Raw genomic sequence first — 17,059 nt, 5'->3', positions numbered from 1 at the left:
GGTCAGGGCTTGAAGCGGTAGCCCATGCCGGGCTCGGTGAGCAGGTGACGGGGGTGGGCGGGGTCGGTCTCGAGCTTGCGGCGCAGCCGTGCCATGTACTGGCGCAGGTAGTTGGTCTCGGTGAGGTACTGCGGGCCCCAGACGTCCTGCAGCAGGGCTCGTTGACTGAGCAGTTTGCCGGGATGGCGCAGCAGGTGCTCGAGCAGCTGCCACTCGGTGGGGGTGAGCCGGACGTCGGCACCACCGCCGGTGATGGTGTGGGTGCCGAGGTCGATGGTGTGCCGGCCGATGGTCGCCTGTGGCAGCGCCTCGCCGGAGGGCTGGGCGCGGCGGGTGACGGCCCGGATCCGGGCGAGGAGTTCGTCGATGCCGAAGGGCTTGGTGACGTAGTCGTCGGCGCCGGCGTCGAGCGCGTCGACCTTGTCGTGGCTGTCGGCGCGGCCGGACAGCACGATGATCGGGGTGGCGGTCCAGCCGCGCAGGCCGCGGATCACCTCGCTGCCTTCCATGTCGGGCAGGCCCAGGTCGAGCACGACCAGGTCGGGGTGGTGCTGCGCGGCGGCACGCAGGGCACCGGCGCCGTCCGGGGCCGTGTCGACGTCGTACCGGCGGGCGCGCAGGTTGATCCGCAGGGCCCGGACGATCTGGGGGTCGTCGTCGACGACCAGGATGCGGGTCATGCGCCGGCCGTCGTGGGCAGGGCGACGATCATGGTGAGACCGCCGCCGGGGGTTTCCTCGGGGGTCAGGGTGCCGCTCATCGCCTCGGTGAGCCCGCGGGACAGGGCCAGGCCGAGGCCGACGCCGACGTGGTTGTCGCGGTCGCCGAGCCGCTGGAACGGCAGGAAGACGTCGTCCCAGCGATCCGGTGGGATGCCGGGGCCGTGGTCGATGACGCGCACCTCGACGGTCTCGCCCAGGGCGCTCGCGGTGATGACGGGTGGCCGGTCGGCGGGGCTGTACCGCAGGGCGTTGGCGGCCAGGTTGACCAGGACCCGTTCGAGCAGGCCGGGGTCGGCGTGGACATAGGGCAGGTCGTCGGGGATGTGGACGGCGACGGTCCGGCCGGGCGGTCCGAGATCGTCCAGGGCCCGGGGTACGACCTCCTCGGCGCCGACCGCGATGGGGGTGACGCCGAGCGCGCCGGCCTGCAGGCGGCTCATGTCGAGCAGGTTGGTGACCAGCCGGGTGAGCCGGTCGAGGGACTCGTCGGCGGTCTCCAGCAGCTCGGCGCGGTCGTTGTCGTCGAAGTGCACCTCGGCGCTGCGCAGGCTGGCGACGGCGGCTTTCGCGGAGGCGAGCGGGTTGCGCAGGTCGTGGCTCACGGCGGCGAGCAGCGCGGTGCGCATGCGGTCGGCCTCGGCGAGCGGCCGGGCGGTCGCCGCCTCGGCGGCGAGCCGCTCCTGGCGCACCGCGAGGGCCGCCTGCGCGGCGAACGCCTCGACGATGCGCCGGTCGCCGGCCCGCAGCGGCCGGCCCTTGAGCAGCATGACCAGATGGTCGTCCACGGTGACCTCCGCGTCGGCGTCGGCGGCGTGGGTGCACGGCGGGCCGCCGGCCTCCGCGACCACGACACCGTTCTCCAGCAACGTCACCGACTCGAGGGTGAACGTCTCCCGCAACCTGCCGAGCAGCGCGAGCAGGGGCCGGTCGCCGCGCAGGACGCTGCCGGCGACGGTGGCCAGGGTCTGCGCGTCGGCGCCGGCCTGTGCGGCCTGGCGGGTCGTCCGGGCCGCCTGGTCGACGACCCAGCTGACCGCGATCGCGACGATCACGAAGATCGCCAGGGCGAGCAGGTTCCCGGTCTCGGCGATGGTGAAGCGGCCCACGGGCGCGGTGAAGAACCAGTTCAGCATCAGCGACCCGGACACGGCCGCGAGCAGCGCCGGCCAGCGCCCGCCGATCAGGGCGACGGCCACGACGGCGACGAGGAACAGCAGGATGTCGTTGGTCAGCGACAGGGCCGGCCCGACCCGCAGCAGCGCGGTCAAGGCGGGCAACCCGAGCAGGACGGTCACGAAGCCTGCCGTCCGCCGGCCGCGCGACAGCCCGACCGGCATCCGGCGCCGGCTCCGGCCCCGCCCGGCCCGTTCGTGCGGGACCAGGTGCACGTCGATGGTGCCGGACAGCGCGGTCGTGGTCACCCCGACGCCGGCGGAGAACAGCTGAGCGAACCGGCCGCGGCTGCTCGCGCCGAGCACGATCTGGGTGGCGTTGACGGCGCGGGCGAAGTCGAGCAGCGCGTGCGCCACGTCGGCGCCCGCCACCTGGTGGTACGTGCCGCCCAGGCTCTCCACGAGCACCCGCTGCCGGGCCAGCGCCGCCGGATCCGCACCGATCAGCCCGTCGTTACGGGTGACGTGCACGGCCATCAGATCCGCACCGCCGCCCGAGCGCGGTGAGGCGGTCCGGGTGGCGATCCGGGCCGCCCGGCGGATCAGCGTGTCACCCTCCGACCCGCCGGTCAGCGCCACGACCACGCGTTCCCGCGTCTCCCAGGTCGCGCTGATCCGGTTGTCCGCCCGGTACCGGCCGAGCTGGTCCTCGACCTTGTCGGCGAGCCAGAGCAGGGCCAGCTCGCGCAGCGCGGTCAGATTCCCGGTGCGGAAGTAGTTGCCGAGCGCCGCGTCGACCTTCTCGGGCCGGTAGATGTTGCCGTGCGCCATCCGGCGGCGCAGCGCCTCCGGGGTCATGTCGACCAGCTCGACCTGTTCCGCCGCGCGGACCACGGCGTCGGGCACCGTCTCCCGCTGTTCGACGCCGGTGATCCGGGCGACCACGTCGTTGAGCGACTCCAGATGCTGCACGTTGACCGTGGTCAGCACGTCGATGCCGGCGCTCAGCAGCTCCTGCACGTCCTGCCACCGCTTGGCGTGGGCGCAGCCGGGGACGTTGGTGTGCGCCAGCTCGTCCACCACGGCCAGTTCGGGCGCGCGGGCCAGCACCGCGGCGACGTCCAGCTCGGTGAACTCGGCGCCGCGGTACCCGACCGTGCGGCGGGGCACGACCTCCAGGTCACCGATCATCGCCTGGGTGTGCCGGCGTCCGTGGGTCTCCACCAGCGCGACCACCACATCGGTGCCGCGCCCGGCGCGCCGGTGGGCCTCCTCGAGCATCGTGTACGTCTTGCCGACGCCGGGGGCGGCGCCGAGGTAGATGCGTAGTTCTCCGCGTGCCATGTCGGCGCCGCCCTCCTCTCGTGGTTACTTCAGCCGGTCGAGCGCGATGTTGAGGGTCAGGACGTTGACCCCCGGCTCGCCGAGGAAGCCGAGCGCGCGACCGTCGGTGTGCTGCCGGATCAAGGATCTCACCGTGCCGGGCGGCAGGCCCCGCTCCCGGGCGATCCGCGGGACCTGGAGTGCGGCGTAGGCCGGGCTGATGTGCGGGTCCAGGCCGCTGGCGCTCGCGGTGACCGCGTCGGGCGGCACCACCGGCACGGCGGGCGCGGTGCCGCGGATCGGCGTCATGACCCCGCCGAGGGCCTGATAGTCCTGGCCGGGCCGGGCGGACTCCACGGTGACGCCGTCGAAGGTCGCGAGGAAGGGCGTACCGATCTGGTTGACCGACACCACCCGGGTGACCGGGCCGGTCAGGCCGTCGCGGCGGAAGACCGCGAGGACCGCGCCGACGCCGTCGGTGGTGCAGTAGGGGCGGCGGCCGTCGACGCCCTCCAGTTCGCCGACGGCGAGGCTGCGGGCGCAGACCTGGGTGAGCAGGCCGGGCGACGTGTCGTCCGGGTTGTCGGACACCGTGTCGACAACGCTGCTGGGGCCGAGGTTGCTGGCCGAGGTGGCGGTGGGGTCGTAGCCGTCACCGGCCGCGGAGGGGCGGCTCTGGAAGTAGCGCGGGATCGGGTTGCCGTCGGCGTCGGTGAACGACTGCCCGATCAGCCTGCTGCCGACCGCGTTGCCGGACGCGGTGACCAGGGAGCCGTCGGCCTGGTGGTCGAGGCCGGGTACCCGGCCGAGAGCCACGAAGGCCAGCGGATAGGCCAGGCCGAGCAGGACGGTGAAGACCAGCAGCGCGCGCAGCGCGGCGAGGTGCGGGGAGAGCCAGCTGGGCAGGCGCACGGTGATCAGATCCCTGGGACGAACTGGATGAGCAGGTCGATGAGCTTGATGCCGAGGAACGGGGCGAGGACGCCGCCGAGGCCGTAGACGAGCAGGTTGCGGCGCAGCAACGCGCCGGCGCCGGACGGGGTGTACCGGACACCGCGCAGGGCCAGCGGGATGAGCGCCACGATGACCAGCGCGTTGAAGATGACCGCGGACAGGATCGCCGAGCCCGGCGAGTGCAGCCGCATCACGTTGAGCGCGTCGAGACCGGGATGGACCGCGGCGAACATGGCCGGGATGATCGCGAAGTACTTGGCGATGTCGTTGGTGATGGAGAACGTGGTCAGCGCGCCGCGGGTGATGAGCAGCTGCTTGCCGATCTCCACGATCTCGATGAGCTTGGTCGGGTCGGAGTCGAGGTCGACCATGTTGCCGGCCTCCTTCGCGGCCGACGTGCCGGTGTTCATCGCCACCCCGACGTCGGCCTGGGCCAGCGCGGGTGCGTCGTTGGTGCCGTCTCCGGTCATCGCGACCAGCCGGCCACCCTTCTGCTCCTGGCGGATGTAGGCGAGCTTGTCCTCGGGCGTGGCCTCGGCCAGGAAGTCGTCGACGCCGGCCTCGTCGGCGATCGCCTTCGCGGTGCGCGGGTTGTCGCCGGTGATCATCACGGTGCGGATGCCCATCGTGCGCATCTCGTCGAACCGGGCGCGCATGCCCGCCTTGACCACGTCCTTGAGGTGGATCACGCCCAAGGCGCGGGCCGGGGCGCCGGCGATGTGCTCGGCGACCACGAGCGGGGTGCCACCGGCGGTGCTGATCATGTCGACGATCTCGCCGGCCTCCTCGGTGGGGTGCCCGCCGTGCTGACGGACCCACTTCATGACCGCAGCGGCGGCGCCCTTGCGGACGTGCCTGGCGCCGAGGTCGACGCCGCTCATCCGGGTCTGCGCGCTGAACGGCACGAACGTCACGCCGCCCATGAGCCCCGTCTCCCGCTCGCGCAGGCCGAACTCGTTCTTGGCCAGCACCACGACCGAGCGGCCCTCGGGTGTCTCGTCGGCCAGGCTCGCCAGCTGCGCGGCATCGGCCAGGGCGGCCGCGGTGACGCCGTCGACCGGGACGAACTCGGCCGCCTGCCGGTTGCCCAGCGTGATCGTGCCGGTCTTGTCGAGCAGCAGCGTGTTCACGTCGCCGGCGGCCTCCACGGCACGGCCGGACATGGCCAGCACGTTGCGCTGCACCAGGCGGTCCATCCCGGCGATGCCGATCGCCGACAGCAGGGCGCCGATGGTGGTCGGGATCAGGCAGACGATCAGCGACACCAGCACGATGCCGGTGACGCCGTGCGCGTCGATCGCCGCGGTGTCCGGCGCGGCGGCCTGCCACGCCTTCGAGAAGATCGCCAGCGGCTGCAGCGTCACCACCGCCAGCAGGAAGATGATCGTGAGCGCCGCGAGCAGGATGTTCAGTGCGATCTCGTTCGGGGTCCGCTGCCGGTTCGCGCCCTCGACCAGGGCGATCATCCGGTCGAGGAAGCTCTCGCCGGGCTGCTGGGTGATCCGGACGACGATCCGGTCGGAGAGCACCTTGGTGGCGCCGGTGACCGCCGACCGGTCGCCGCCCGACTCGCGGATGACCGGCGCCGACTCGCCGGTGATCGCCGACTCGTCGACGCTGGCGATGCCCTCGATGACGTCGCCGTCACCGGGAATGGTCTCGCCGGCCTCGACCACCACGGTGTCACCCCGGCGCAGTTCCGACGCGGGCACCCGCTCCTCGCGCCCGTCGGCGGTCAGCCGGCGGGCGACCAGGTCCTGCTTCGACCGGCGCAGCGCCGCCGCCTGGGCCTTGCCCCGGCCCTCGGCAACCGCCTCGGCCAGGTTGGCGAAGACCACGGTCAGCCACAACCAGACCGTGATCGACCAGGCCAGCACGCTCGGGTCGGCGATCGACAGGACCGTGGTGCCGACGGCGCCGACCTCGACCAGGAACATCACCGGGTTGCGCCACAGGGTGCGCGGGTCCAGTTTGGCCGCGGCGCCCGGCAGGGAACGCCACAGCTGGGCCGGATCGAGCAGACCGGCGCCGACGCGGCGGCCACCGGCGGCGGCCGGCGTTTCAGCCCGGGGTTTCTCGAGGGTGGGCATGGTCATGACAGGCCCTCCGCGAGGGGTCCGAGAGCGAGAGCGGGCAGGAAGGTCAGCGCGACCAGCACGACGGTGACGCCGACGACCATCCCGACGAACAGGGGTTGATGGGTGGGCAGGGTGCCCTCGGAGTCCGGGGCGGGCTGCTGCCGGGCGAACGAGCCGGCCAGCGCCAGCACCAGCACCATCGGCAGGAACCGGCCGAGCAGCATCGCCAGGCCCAGCGCGGTGGCCCACCATCCGGTGTTGACGGTGAGGCCGCCGAACGCCGAGCCGTTGTTGTTGCCCGCGCTGGTGAAGGCGTACAGCACCTCGGACAGGCCGTGCGGGCCCACGTTGAGCGCCGTGGCGTTGTTGCCGGTGGCGAAGGCGGCCGCCGTGCCGGTCAGCACGATCGCCGGGGTCACCAGGAAGTACAGCGACGCCAGCTGGAGCTGCTGGGCGCCGACCTTCTTGCCCAGGTACTCCGGCGTGCGCCCGACCATCAGGCCGGCCACGAAGACCGTGAGCACCGCGAGGACGAGCAGGCCGTAGAGGCCGGTGCCGACGCCGCCGGGGGCGACCTCGCCGAGCATCATGTTGACCATCGTCAGCATCCCGCCGAACGGGGTGTACGAGTCGTGGACCGAGTTGACGGCGCCGGTGGAGGTCAGCGTGGTCGCGGCGGCGAAGGTGGCCGAGTTCGGGACGCCGAACCGCACCTCCTTGCCCTCCATGGCGGCGCCGACGGCCTGCGGGACAGTGCCGCCGCCGTGCACCTCGAAGCCGACGGTGAGCGCGATCGAGGTGATCGCCAGCACGGCCATCACGGCGACGATGGCGTAGCCCTGCCGGTTCTGCCCCACCATCCGGCCGAACACCCGGGGCAGGCTGAACGGGATCAGGAGGAGCAGGAAGATCTCCAGCCAGTTCGTCCACGTGGTCGGGTTCTCGAACGGATGCGCCGAGTTGACGTTGGCGAAGCCGCCGCCGTTGGTGCCCAGTTCCTTGATCGCCTCCTGGGAGGCGACCGGGCCGCCGGTGATGTGCTGGGTGGCGCCGGCCAGGGTGGTGACGTCGGTGCCGCCGGACAGGTTCTGCACCATCCCGGCGACCATGAAGACGAGCGTGGCGAGCACGCAGACCGGCAGCAGGATCCGCAGGATGATCCGGGTCAGATCGACCCAGAAGTTGCCCAGCGTGCCGGTCCCGCGGCCGGCGAGGCCACGGACCACCGCGACCGCGACCGCGATGCCGACGGCCGCCGACACGAAGTTCTGCACCGCGAGCCCGGCCATCTGCACCAGGTGGCCGAGCGCCGACTCACCGGCGTAGGCCTGCCAGTTGGTGTTGGTGACAAAACTGACCGCCGTGTTCCAGGACACGTGGGTGGGCATCGTCGGCATGCCCAGCGACAGCCACAGTTTGTCCTGCACCCGCAGGAACAGATAGAGGAAGAGGATCGACACCGCGGAGAACGCGAGCACGCCGCGGGCGTAGACGCCCCAGGTCTGCTCCGCGGCCGGGTTCACCCCGACCAGGCGGTACACGCCGCGCTCGACCACGGTGCTGCGGGCGCCGGTGACGACCCGGTACATGTAGTCACCGAACGGCCGGTACACCGCGACCAGGGCGAGCACCAGCGAAATCACGAAGAGCCAGCCCGCCATCAGAACTTCTCCGGGAACAGCAGCGCCGCGACCAGGAACGCGGTCAGCGGGACGGCCACGATCAGGCCGATGAGGTTGACGGCGCTCACCAGCGTTCGACCACCCGGACCAGCACGGTCAGCGCCGCGAACAGCACCACCGTGAGACCGGCGAAAACGAGATCAGCCATCGGGAGGACTCCTTGACGAGGGGTGCGGACCTTCGTCAGGAAGCACAGCGCGCCCCGGCCGCGCTGTCATCGGCGTTCACGCGATGTCTACGCCGCCACCGCGGTTGTTGACGCGCTGTTGACGCCGGCCGCGGGTCAGCCGAACCAGGTCATCGCCTGCCCGTGCGAGCGGGTCCAGGCCAGCGGCCTGCCGTCGAGCGACAGCACGTTGTACAGCGCGTCGTCCGGGGGCGCCGGCAACCCCGCGCGGTCCAGCACCTCCGGCGCCTCGTTCGCCACCCAGTGCCCGGGCAGCGCCGTCACCAGCTCGGCGAACGCCTCCCGGCGTGGCCGCGGCACCTGGTAGAGCACCGAGGTGTGCAGCACCACCAGGGTCGCGCCGGCCGGGGCGCGGGCGGCCAGCGCCGGCAGGTCGTCCACCAGGTCGCCCCGGACCAGCAGCGGCGGGTCCGCCGCGGCGACGGCGGCCGCCGCGCGCAGCCGGGCCCGGCGGTGCTGGTGTTCCGGCCAGATGAGGGCGTCGAGCCAGGCCACGTCCGCGGGGGCGGTGACGTCCAGCGGGTTCAGGTCCAGGCCGGCCCGCCAGACCACCCGGGGCCGGGTGGCCGGCGGGACCAGGCCGGTCGCGGCGCAGTCCAGGACCGGCGCTCCGGTGCCCAGGGTGTGGTCGCCGTAGCGGTAGGCGTACCGGTCGGGGTAGAGGCACAGCCCGGCGGCCGCGCCGACCTCCAGCAGCGCCAGCGGCTGCGGCAGCGCCGCGAGGATCGGCAGCAGCACCGCGCACCGGCCGGGCTCGTTGGTCTGGGTGGCCCGGGCCCGCAGCTCCGGCTCGATCGCCGGCCAGTGCGTGAGCGTCCAGGCGCGGAACGCCGCGGGGTCGTGCACCGGGCCGCCCAGGAACCGCACGACGCCGAAGAGCAGGTTGGGTTGCTGCTTGTCCGGCGGCAGGGCGCCGAGCCGGGCCACCAGCTCGTCGTCGCCGGCGACCGCGGCCGAGAGCCGTTCGTAGGTCGGCGAGACCCCGCGGGTCTCCCGGGCGGCGAACTCGGCGTACCTCTCAGTGATCGTCATGGCCTCCGGTGTACCGCACCGGGCCTCAGAGCAGGGCGCCGAGGGCGCCGACGAACCGGGAGGCCGCGGTGAGGTGGGCGAAGCGGCCCGGGACGCCGTAGTCCGTGCTGCGCACGTCCAGCCGGGCGGTGCCGGGTGCGGCGGGCGGCGCCTCGAGGTCCACACAGGACCCGTACGCGGCCAGCAACCCCGGATCGGCGGCCGGCCGGACCAGGTCGCGGTAGCACTCCGGCAGCGTGTCGAGCCGCATCCGGGCCAGGTACTCCTCGCGTGGCACCGGCCGGCGGCAGTCGTCGGGCGCGTCCACGGTGACGACCGCGTGGCTCGCGTACCGGGCGGCGAACCGGAGCGCGAGCGCGGCCGACGCGCCGTGGCCGACCACCACCGGCGCCCGGGTGCCGCCCAGCCCCGCGACCAGCTCGGCCAGGTCGTCGACCAGCTCGTCCGGGTCGTAGCGGGCGCGGGCGGGCGACTCGCCGTGGCCCGGCAGGTCCACCGCGACCACGGTGGCGTACGGGCGCAGGTCGGCCGCGGCGGGCCACCACATCAGCCGGTCGAACAGGATCGCGGGGATCAGCACGAGCGGGCGGCCGTGCCGGCCCCACAGGTCGTACGCCCACGCGCCGGCCGGGGCGGGCAGCCGCTGGTCGGTCCGCAGCGGCGGGCTCGGGGAACTCAGGGTCACGACGGGCGCAGTACCGCGCCGCGGCCGCCCGCAAACCCTCGCCGGGCAGATCGAGGATGACCTCACCGCGGCAGGGCCACCCGCCCGCGCCGGCGGAGCCCCGGAACCGGCCGGCCACGAAGGCGGCGGACGGTGTGCAGCCAGAGCAGCGCCCGCAGTCGCGCGGAGGTCTTCGGCATGATCACCAGGATGCCCCGAGAAGCGGCCGGTTCCTGACCGCTTCTGCTGCCACGGTGAGAGCCATGACCGTTCTGGACACCCGGGCCCTCAACCGTGCGACGCTCGCCCGGCAGCTGCTGCTCGACCACGCCGACGTACCCGTGCTCGACGCCGTCGCGCACCTGTGCGGCCTGCAGGCGCAGGAGCCGCAGGAGCCGTTCATCGGGCTCTGGTCGCGGGTGCGCGGGTTCGACCCGGCGGTGCTCTCCGACCTGCTGACCCGGCGCCGCGTGGTGCGCACCCACTTGATGCGCCGGACCGTGCACCTGCTGACCGCCGCCGACGTGCTGGCCTGGCGGGCCCGGCACGACGCCATGCTGCGGCAGCGGGTGCTCGGGGTCTACCGGCGCGAGCTGGCCGCGGTCGACCTCGACGAACTCGCCGCGGCGGGCCGGGCGGTGCTGGCCGACGGCGCACCCCGCTCGCTGGGCGAGCTCGCCCGGGCGCTGGCCGAGCGCTGGCCGGCGCCGGGGCCGCGGGCGCTGGGCGAGGTGCTGATCGCCGCCCTGATCCCGGTGGTGCAGCTGCCGCCGCGCGGGCTGTGGCGGACCAGGGCGGGGGTCCGCATGGTGCCGCTCTCCTCGTGGCTGGGACGCGAGGCCGACCCGCCGCCCCCGGACGGCACCGATCCGGTCGGCGTGACGCTGGTGCGGCGCTACCTGGCCGCGTACGGCCCCGCCGCGACGGCCGACCTGCGCGCCTGGTCCGGCCTCTCCGGGCTGCCCGCCGCGGTGTCGGCGATCCGCGACGAACTGGTGACCTTCCGCGACGAACGGGGTCGGGAGCTGCTGGACCTGCCCGGCGCGCCCCGCCCCGACCCGGACACCCCGGCGCCGGTCCGGTTCCTGCCCGCCTTCGACAACGCGATCCTCGGCTACCACGACCGCAGCCGGATCATCGACCACGCCCACCGCGGCCTGTCGGTGGCCGGCGAGCGCGTGGTGCTGGTCGACGGCCGGGTCGCCGCGACCTGGACCGTCGACGCCGGCACGGTGGTGGTCCAGCCGCTGGGCGCCCTCTCCCGGGCCGAGCGGACCGCCGTGGCCGAGCAGGGGCGGGCGCTGGCGTCGTTCCTGTCCGACCAGGACAGCGACCGCGTCCGGATCGGCTGACCGGCCCGCCTACAACGCGCCGACGAAGACCTCCGCGGCGATCGACACCGGCCGGTCGCTCACCTGGCCGTCGCCCACCTCGATCACCCGCCAGGCGCCGTCGGCGCGCCGGGCCAGATCGACCGTCACGAACGGCAGCTTCAGCCCGGCGATCACCGGCGCGATCCCGGCCAGGTCAAGATCGTCCGGGGGCGGCTCCCCCGGCGTGTCCGGGTGCGCGCCGACCAGCCGGCACTCGCCCGCCACCCACCAGGTCCGCACCTCCGCCCCGGTGAACTCCTCGAAGCGGCGCAGCACGAACCCGCCGGTGAACTCGTCCCCGCGCAGCTCCCGCAGCCGGCTCGCCACCCGCCACGCGGCCGCGGCGTCGTCCAGCTCGGGGATGTACACCGCCTCGTCCCAGTAGTGCTTCATCGACTTGGTCCAGTCCCGCAGCACGGCCGGGCCACCACCCAGCTCGGCGCGCGCCCGGTCGAAGCCGGCCCGCTCGGCACCGTCGGTCCAGGCGGTGTCCGGCGTCCACCCGGCCAGCTCGGCACACCACCCCGGCAGCTCGTGCGCCCGGCGGTACTGCGCGGGACCGGTCCGCAGCGTCACACCCCGGCGGGCGAGCGCGCCGGCCATCGCCGCGTACTGCCCGGCCCCGAGCATCCAGCCGCGGTAGACCGCGCCGTCACCGGCGGGCACCCGGGCCACCGCGGCGTCCGCGTCCCCGCCGCCGCCGCCGGCCAGCGCGTCATGGTCGACGAGCGCGACCACCCACCCGGCCTGCCGGGCGGCAGCCGCCTCGGCGGCAAAATGCTCATCAACCCGCCGCGGCCGCACCACATCGGACGGAACCAGGATCATCACCGGACCATGGTGACCGATGCCGCGCCCGGCACCCGGACCAGGGTGGCGGCGGTCACTTCGGTGGTGTCGTGTTGGCGACCGAGATCACCGGCCGGTGGGTAGCCGGGGTCATCGTGGAGGCAGGGCCGGGCCGACGGTGAGATGAGGATACTGCGATGGCTGTGCAGCTTGGTGACGTCGCGTTCTACACCGGGCCGCCCGTGCTGGGCGCCCCCGACGACCTGCACGCGGTCATCCTCGGCTTCCTCAACGCCGCCACCTCCTCGCTGCGGATCGCGGTGCAGGAGATCGACTCCGAGCCGATCGCGCGGGCCGTCCTCGACGCCAAGGCCCGCGGGGTACGGGTCCAGATCATTCTCGAGTCGAGTTACCTGCACGAGGACCGGGCGCCCGCCGACCCCTGGGCAGTGGCGGGGGACAACGAGGTCAACCGGGTCATCCACGCGGCGTTCCTGCGGGCCGGCATCGACGTGATCACCGACCTGAACCCGGCGATCTTCCACCAGAAGTTCGTGGTGCGCGACCACGGCAAGCCCGGCGCCGCCGTGCTGACCGGCTCGGCGAACTTCACCGGCACCGACACCGGGACCAACACGGCCACCGGGGCCGGCCGGTCCGGCAACAACCTCAACCACGTTGTCGTGCTGGGTGGCAAGCAGGCCACCGACCAGTACCGCAGCGAGTTCGACCGGATGCGCAGCGGCACCTTCGGCGAGCTGCACGAACGGCACGAGGCCCGGCCGGACGAGTTCCGGCTCGGCGGCATCCGGGTCAAGCCGCTGTTCGCGCCGCGGCACGGGCCCGAGATGGAGATCATGAAACAGATGCTCAAGGCCCGCGAGCGGGTCGACTTCGCGATGTTCACCTTCGCGCAGTCCTCGGGCATCGACGACGCCATGGCCCGGCTGGCCGGGCCGGGCTTCACCATCCGCGGCATCCTCGACCGCGGCCAGGGCGCCCAGCGCTGGGCCGCCACCCAGCCGCTCAAGGCCGCCGGCGTGCGGCTCTGGGAGAACCGGCCGGGCACCGGGCTGCGCAAGGTGCACCACAAGCTGATGGTGCTCGACACCCGCCTGATCATCGTCGGCAGCTTCAACTACACCGGGCCCGCGACCACGCTCAACGACGAGAACATCGTCGTGCTGGGTGATCTCGAGGAGACCGACGCGGTCGCCGAGGCCGCGCAGCGCCGGCTCGCCGCCGCGGCGCTGGCCGAGATCGACCGGATCATCACCGACCTCGGCCGGCCGCTCTAGCCGGCGTCCCCGGCGGGTGGCGCGACCCAGCGGCGCTCGATGCTCACCCGCGTGCCGGTCCGGGTGGCGGTCACCCGCACGTCGCCGTACGCGTTCATCAGCAGCGCGCCCCGGCCGCGGTCGCGGGCCGGCGGCCGTTGCCGCCAGCCGCCGAAGTCCTGCACCACGATCCGGACCGTCCCGTCGGCCACCCGCAGCCGGACCTCGACCTCGGGGCGGCTGGGTTGCTGGGCGTGCTCGACGGCGTTGTTGACCGCCTCGGTCGCCGCCAGCAGCAGATCGTCGAGCAGGTCGGCGCCGAACCGGCCGCCGGACAGCGCGGCCCGCAGATCCTTGCGCAGCGTCGAGGACGCCGTCGGCGCCAGCGGGTACACCCAGGTCGCCGCGATGTCCGGCAGGTCGGCGGCGGCCACCGGGGCGGGCGCCGGGCGGCGGCGCACGGCGATCACCGCGACGTCGTCGGGCAGCGGATCAGGACCGCCGGCAAGCACCGCCTCCAGCAGCGCGGTGTCCGTAGCCCCGGCGGCCGGCCCGCCGGTGACCAGCAGCAGCCGCGCCCCGGGCGGCAGCGTCGCCGGGTGCTGCGGGTAGGTCGCCGCGGCGGTGCCGAGCGGTGGCCCTACCGGTCCGGCCAGCGGCCGCGGGTCCTCGCCCGGCGCGCACCACAGCGGCGCCGGGTGGCCCGCGCTGCTCCAGGTGAGCGCGCCGGTGGCGGGGGTCAGCCGGGCCAGTAGCAGGGTGCCGGAGAACTCCGCGCCCAGGCGGGACACCAGCGCGGCGACGCGGGTCAGGGCCGTCGCGGGCGCCGGCTCCCCGATCGCGTACGCCCGGAGCACCGCGCGCACCAGTCCGGCGGTCACCGCCGCGCGCAGCCCCTCGCCGGCCACCTCGCCGATGCCGATGAGCAGGTCGCCGCCGGGCAGGGGGTGGACGTCGTACCAGGCGCCGCCGGACGCCGGCCGGTGCCGCGCCTGCACCTCCCAGCCGTCCGGCGCGGGCACGCCCTCCGGTTGCAGGCTCCGTTGCACGGCGAGCGCCAGCAGCCGCCGGTCGTGGTCGGGCTGCCAGGTGCCCCGTGCCAGCGTGGCCAGCACGCCGGCGGTCGAGGCGAGCAGCGGGCCCGCGTCGGCCGGCGGGGTCGCGACGTGCACGGCGATGCTGCCGAGCCGGTCGCCGATCATCTCGGTCAGCTCCGCGGCGCCGTCGGCGGCCCCGGGGTCGGCGCGCGGCGAGACGAACCGCAGCGGGGGCCGGTCGCCGTCGCCGGCCAGCTCGGTGACCGCCCGTACGCCGCCGAGCAGCGCGCGGACCTGGTCGGTGGCGAGCTGGATCGTCTCCTCGAGCGCGCGGCCGGCGGCGATCAGCTCGGCGGTGCCGGTGTGCGCCTGCGGCTGCCGGGTGGGCGTGCCGCGCAGCCGGGCCAGCCGCAGCGTGGTCCGTACCCGGGCGACCAGCTCCGCGGCGGTGAACGGCTTGACCACGTAGTCGTCGGCCCCGGCCTGCAGGCTCTCCACCCCGGCCTCCTGACCCGCCCGCGCGGAGAGCATCACCACCGGCAGCGTCGCCGTGGCCGGGTCCCGGCGCAGCGCCCGGACCAGCTCGAAGCCGTCGAGCCGGGGCATCATCACGTCGGTCAGCAGCAGGTCGGGCTGCCGCCGGCCGATCGCCTCCAGCGCCGCCCGGCCGTCCGGCGCCACGTCCACCTGCCAGCCCTGCGCGCTCAGCAGGCGTACCAGATAGGCGCGCATGTCGCTGTTGTCGTCGGCGACCAGGATCCGGGCCGGCGGCGGCCCGGCCGGCGCCGGCCCGGCGGCGGGCTGCCCGGGCTGTTCCAGCCAGCTGCCGGCCTCCCGGGCCGCTGCCTCGACCGTGCTGAACGTGGCCGCGTCCGGCGCGGCCGGTTCGGCGAGCGGCTCGACCGCGGTCCACGGCAGGGTCACGGTGAACGTCGTGCCCTCGCCCGGCCGGCTGTCGGCGTGCACGTCGCCGCCCTGCAGCAGGCTCAGCTCGCGGACCATCGCCAGGCCGATGCCGGTGCCCTCGTGGCTGCGCGAGCGCACCCCGGGCACCCGGTGGAAGCGGTCGAACAACAGCGGCAGCTGCGCCGCGTCGATGCCGATGCCGGTGTCGCTGACCCGCAGCCGGACCTGCTCGTCGTCGGCCTCCAGCGCCACCCGGATCTCGCCCACGAAGGTGAACTTGAGGGCGTTCGAGAGCAGGTTGGTGACGATCTTCTCCCAGTTGCCGGGGTCGACGGCGACCGGCCGGGGCAGCGGTGGGCAGTCCACCACCAGGCGCAGCCCGGCGCGCTCCACGGCCGCCCGGAAGACCCCGGCCAGCTCCGCGGTGAGCTTCGCGAGGTCAACCGCCCGGGGCCGGTGCCCGGCCCGGCCGGCCTCCAGGCTGGCGAACGTCAGCAGGTCGTTGACCAGGCTGAGCAGGCGGTCGGCGTTGCGCCAGGCGGTGTCCACCCGGTCGCGCTGCCCGGCGCCGAGCGGTTCCTGCTCGTCGGTCAGCGCGTCGGCGAGCGGGCCCAGCATGAGCGTCAGCGGGGTGCGGAACTCGTGGCTGACGTTGGTGAAGAACCCGGTCTTGACCCGGTCCAGCTCGGCCAGCGCCTCGGCCCGCTCGCGTTCCTGCTGGTAGGCCTGGGCGTTGCGGACGGCGACGGCGACCTGCTGGGCGAGCAGCTGGAGGAACGACGTGTAGGTCTCGTCGAGGCCGCGGCTGGGGCTGATCCCGGTCAGCATCACCCCGACCGGCTGCTCGCGGTCGGCCGACGGCAGCGGCTGGGCCACCGCGGTCCGGACCGGTTCGGCCCAGGGACCGCCGGCCACGGCGAGCCGCGCCGCCACCGCGTCGGTCCGGGCGGTGCCGCCCGAGGCGGCCGACCGCAGACCCCAGAAATCCTCGTCCGGGTACGCGGCGCCGAGGCTCACCGACACCGGCAACGCCGCCTCGACCGGCCCGCCCCGCGCGTCGGCGCCGACGCACGCCGCCAGCCGCAGCACCCCACCGTCGCGCAGGTAGATCGCGGCGAACGGCACGTCGAGCGGGTGTTCACCGAGCACCCCGGAGAGCCGCGCGCAGGTCTCGGTGACCTCCACCCGGTCGGCGCGGCCGGGCAGGGAGAGGTCACGCAGCAGCCGCAGCCGCCGCTGCCCGACGATCTGGTCGGTGACCTCGCTGCAGACGGTGAGCACGCCCGTCGTGCTGCCATCGTCGTCGCGGACCGGGGCGTGCGAGACGCTGAAGTAGGCCTCCTCGCGGTAGCCGGCCCGGTCCAGCAGCAGTTGCAGGGCCGGCACCCAGCTGGCCACGCCGGTCGCCATCGCGTCCCGGATCAGCGGCTCCAGCACGTCCCAGCTGTCGGCGAGGGTGATCCGCACGTCCCGGCCCAGCGCGGCCGGGTGCTGGTCACCGATCAGCGCGGAGTACGCGTCGTTGTAGAGCTGGGTGAACCGCGGCCCCCAGAGCAGCAGCATCGGATACCGCGAGGACAGCACGATCCGCACGGCGGCGCGCAGGCTCTGCGGCCAGCCCGCGACCGGTCCCAGGTCGGTGCCGGCCCAGTCCAGCCCGGCCATCAGCCGCCCGGTGCTGCCACCCTCGGCGAACAGGTCATCCGGCGACATCAGGACCGATCACCGGTCATGCGAGTGCCCCACCTCCGGCCGGCCCGGCCGACCCCGTTGACGTTGACCTGTGTCCTGTACCCAGCCGGTCGACTTTCGCACATGCCCGGCACGGGCCACGCCGGGGAGGTGCGCACCGTCCGGGAATACATCGAGGGGGTGGATGTCCGGGGAGAGGCCCCGCTGCCGCGGGGCGCCCCGGCGGACCAG

General features: G+C 74.3%; 12 protein-coding genes. 2 read left to right on the top strand and 10 right to left on the bottom strand.

Going from position 1 to position 17,059, the window contains the following annotated elements; all coding sequences use genetic code 11:
* Positions 1-2: 2 nt before the first annotated feature.
* From ACIBQZ_RS12650 to ACIBQZ_RS12615, 8 genes are all read right to left on the bottom strand, one after another.
* Complete coding sequence (locus ACIBQZ_RS12650) at positions 3-680, bottom strand: response regulator (protein WP_396088707.1); 678 nt, start codon at positions 678-680, stop codon at positions 3-5.
* Positions 677-3,178, bottom strand: a complete 2,502-nt coding sequence (locus ACIBQZ_RS12645; protein ID WP_396088706.1) for a DUF4118 domain-containing protein — start codon at positions 3,176-3,178, stop codon at positions 677-679. The genes ACIBQZ_RS12650 and ACIBQZ_RS12645 overlap by 4 nt, the downstream gene beginning before the upstream one ends.
* 24 nt (positions 3,179-3,202) lie before the next feature.
* Positions 3,203-4,069: a potassium-transporting ATPase subunit C gene (locus tag ACIBQZ_RS12640; protein ID WP_396088705.1), complete on the bottom strand. Its 867-nt coding sequence runs from the start codon at positions 4,067-4,069 to the stop codon at positions 3,203-3,205.
* A 5-nt stretch (positions 4,070-4,074) separates the two neighbouring features.
* Entirely contained in the window at positions 4,075-6,207 is a 2,133-nt protein-coding gene (gene kdpB, locus ACIBQZ_RS12635) for a potassium-transporting ATPase subunit KdpB (RefSeq protein ID WP_396088704.1), read from the bottom strand.
* Positions 6,204-7,850, bottom strand: a complete 1,647-nt coding sequence (kdpA, locus tag ACIBQZ_RS12630) for a potassium-transporting ATPase subunit KdpA (RefSeq protein ID WP_396088703.1) — start codon at positions 7,848-7,850, stop codon at positions 6,204-6,206. The genes kdpB and kdpA overlap by 4 nt, the downstream gene beginning before the upstream one ends.
* A complete protein-coding gene (gene kdpF, locus ACIBQZ_RS12625; RefSeq protein ID WP_396088702.1) occupies positions 7,850-7,939 on the bottom strand; it encodes a K(+)-transporting ATPase subunit F in 90 nt (29 codons plus the stop codon). The genes kdpA and kdpF overlap by 1 nt, the downstream gene beginning before the upstream one ends.
* A gap of 215 nt (positions 7,940-8,154) precedes the next feature.
* Positions 8,155-9,090 (bottom strand): DUF2332 domain-containing protein, encoded by a 936-nt coding sequence (locus tag ACIBQZ_RS12620; RefSeq protein ID WP_396088701.1) that lies wholly within the window; start codon positions 9,088-9,090, stop codon positions 8,155-8,157.
* A 25-nt stretch (positions 9,091-9,115) separates the two neighbouring features.
* A complete protein-coding gene (locus ACIBQZ_RS12615; protein WP_396088700.1) occupies positions 9,116-9,775 on the bottom strand; it encodes an alpha/beta fold hydrolase in 660 nt (219 codons plus the stop codon).
* Between the two features lie 242 nt (positions 9,776-10,017).
* Here ACIBQZ_RS12615 and ACIBQZ_RS12610 point away from each other — a divergent pair, with 242 nt between their 5' ends.
* On the top strand, positions 10,018-11,106 hold the full coding sequence (locus tag ACIBQZ_RS12610) for a winged helix DNA-binding domain-containing protein (RefSeq protein ID WP_396088699.1): 1,089 nt from the start codon (positions 10,018-10,020) through the stop codon (positions 11,104-11,106).
* 9 nt (positions 11,107-11,115) lie between these two features.
* On the opposite strand, the gene ACIBQZ_RS12605 is transcribed toward ACIBQZ_RS12610, so the two are convergent.
* On the bottom strand, positions 11,116-11,955 hold the full coding sequence (locus ACIBQZ_RS12605) for an ATP-grasp domain-containing protein (protein ID WP_396088758.1): 840 nt from the start codon (positions 11,953-11,955) through the stop codon (positions 11,116-11,118).
* 158 nt (positions 11,956-12,113) lie between these two features.
* Here ACIBQZ_RS12605 and ACIBQZ_RS12600 point away from each other — a divergent pair, with 158 nt between their 5' ends.
* Positions 12,114-13,214 (top strand): phosphatidylserine/phosphatidylglycerophosphate/cardiolipin synthase family protein, encoded by a 1,101-nt coding sequence (locus tag ACIBQZ_RS12600; RefSeq protein ID WP_396088698.1) that lies wholly within the window; start codon positions 12,114-12,116, stop codon positions 13,212-13,214.
* On the opposite strand, the gene ACIBQZ_RS12595 is transcribed toward ACIBQZ_RS12600, so the two are convergent.
* Entirely contained in the window at positions 13,211-16,849 is a 3,639-nt protein-coding gene (locus ACIBQZ_RS12595) for an ATP-binding protein (protein WP_396088697.1), read from the bottom strand. The two genes, ACIBQZ_RS12600 and ACIBQZ_RS12595, sit on opposite strands and share 4 nt — an antisense overlap.
* Between the last annotated feature and the right edge of the window lie 210 nt (positions 16,850-17,059).

This window comes from Actinoplanes sp. NPDC049599 (genome assembly GCF_044465625.1).
Taxonomy (GTDB): domain Bacteria; phylum Actinomycetota; class Actinomycetes; order Mycobacteriales; family Micromonosporaceae; genus Actinoplanes.
The sequence above is the reverse complement of the archived record's forward strand: the minus strand, read 5'-3'. Positions and strand labels throughout refer to the sequence as shown.

Excerpts from the sequence above, each read along its gene's own strand:
- ACIBQZ_RS12650 (WP_396088707.1), bottom strand. The coding sequence starts at position 680 with ATGACCCGCATCCTGGTCGTCGACGACGACCCCCAGATCGTCCGGGCC.
- ACIBQZ_RS12645 (WP_396088706.1), bottom strand. The coding sequence starts at position 3,178 with ATGGCACGCGGAGAACTACGCATCTACCTCGGCGCCGCCCCCGGCGTC.
- kdpB (WP_396088704.1), bottom strand. The coding sequence starts at position 6,207 with ATGACCATGCCCACCCTCGAGAAACCCCGGGCTGAAACGCCGGCCGCC.
- kdpA (WP_396088703.1), bottom strand. The coding sequence starts at position 7,850 with ATGGCGGGCTGGCTCTTCGTGATTTCGCTGGTGCTCGCCCTGGTCGCG.
- ACIBQZ_RS12620 (WP_396088701.1), bottom strand. The coding sequence starts at position 9,090 with ATGACGATCACTGAGAGGTACGCCGAGTTCGCCGCCCGGGAGACCCGC.
- ACIBQZ_RS12610 (WP_396088699.1), top strand. The coding sequence starts at position 10,018 with ATGACCGTTCTGGACACCCGGGCCCTCAACCGTGCGACGCTCGCCCGG.
- ACIBQZ_RS12605 (WP_396088758.1), bottom strand. The coding sequence starts at position 11,955 with ATGATCCTGGTTCCGTCCGATGTGGTGCGGCCGCGGCGGGTTGATGAG.
- ACIBQZ_RS12600 (WP_396088698.1), top strand. The coding sequence starts at position 12,114 with ATGGCTGTGCAGCTTGGTGACGTCGCGTTCTACACCGGGCCGCCCGTG.
- ACIBQZ_RS12595 (WP_396088697.1), bottom strand. The coding sequence starts at position 16,849 with ATGTCGCCGGATGACCTGTTCGCCGAGGGTGGCAGCACCGGGCGGCTG.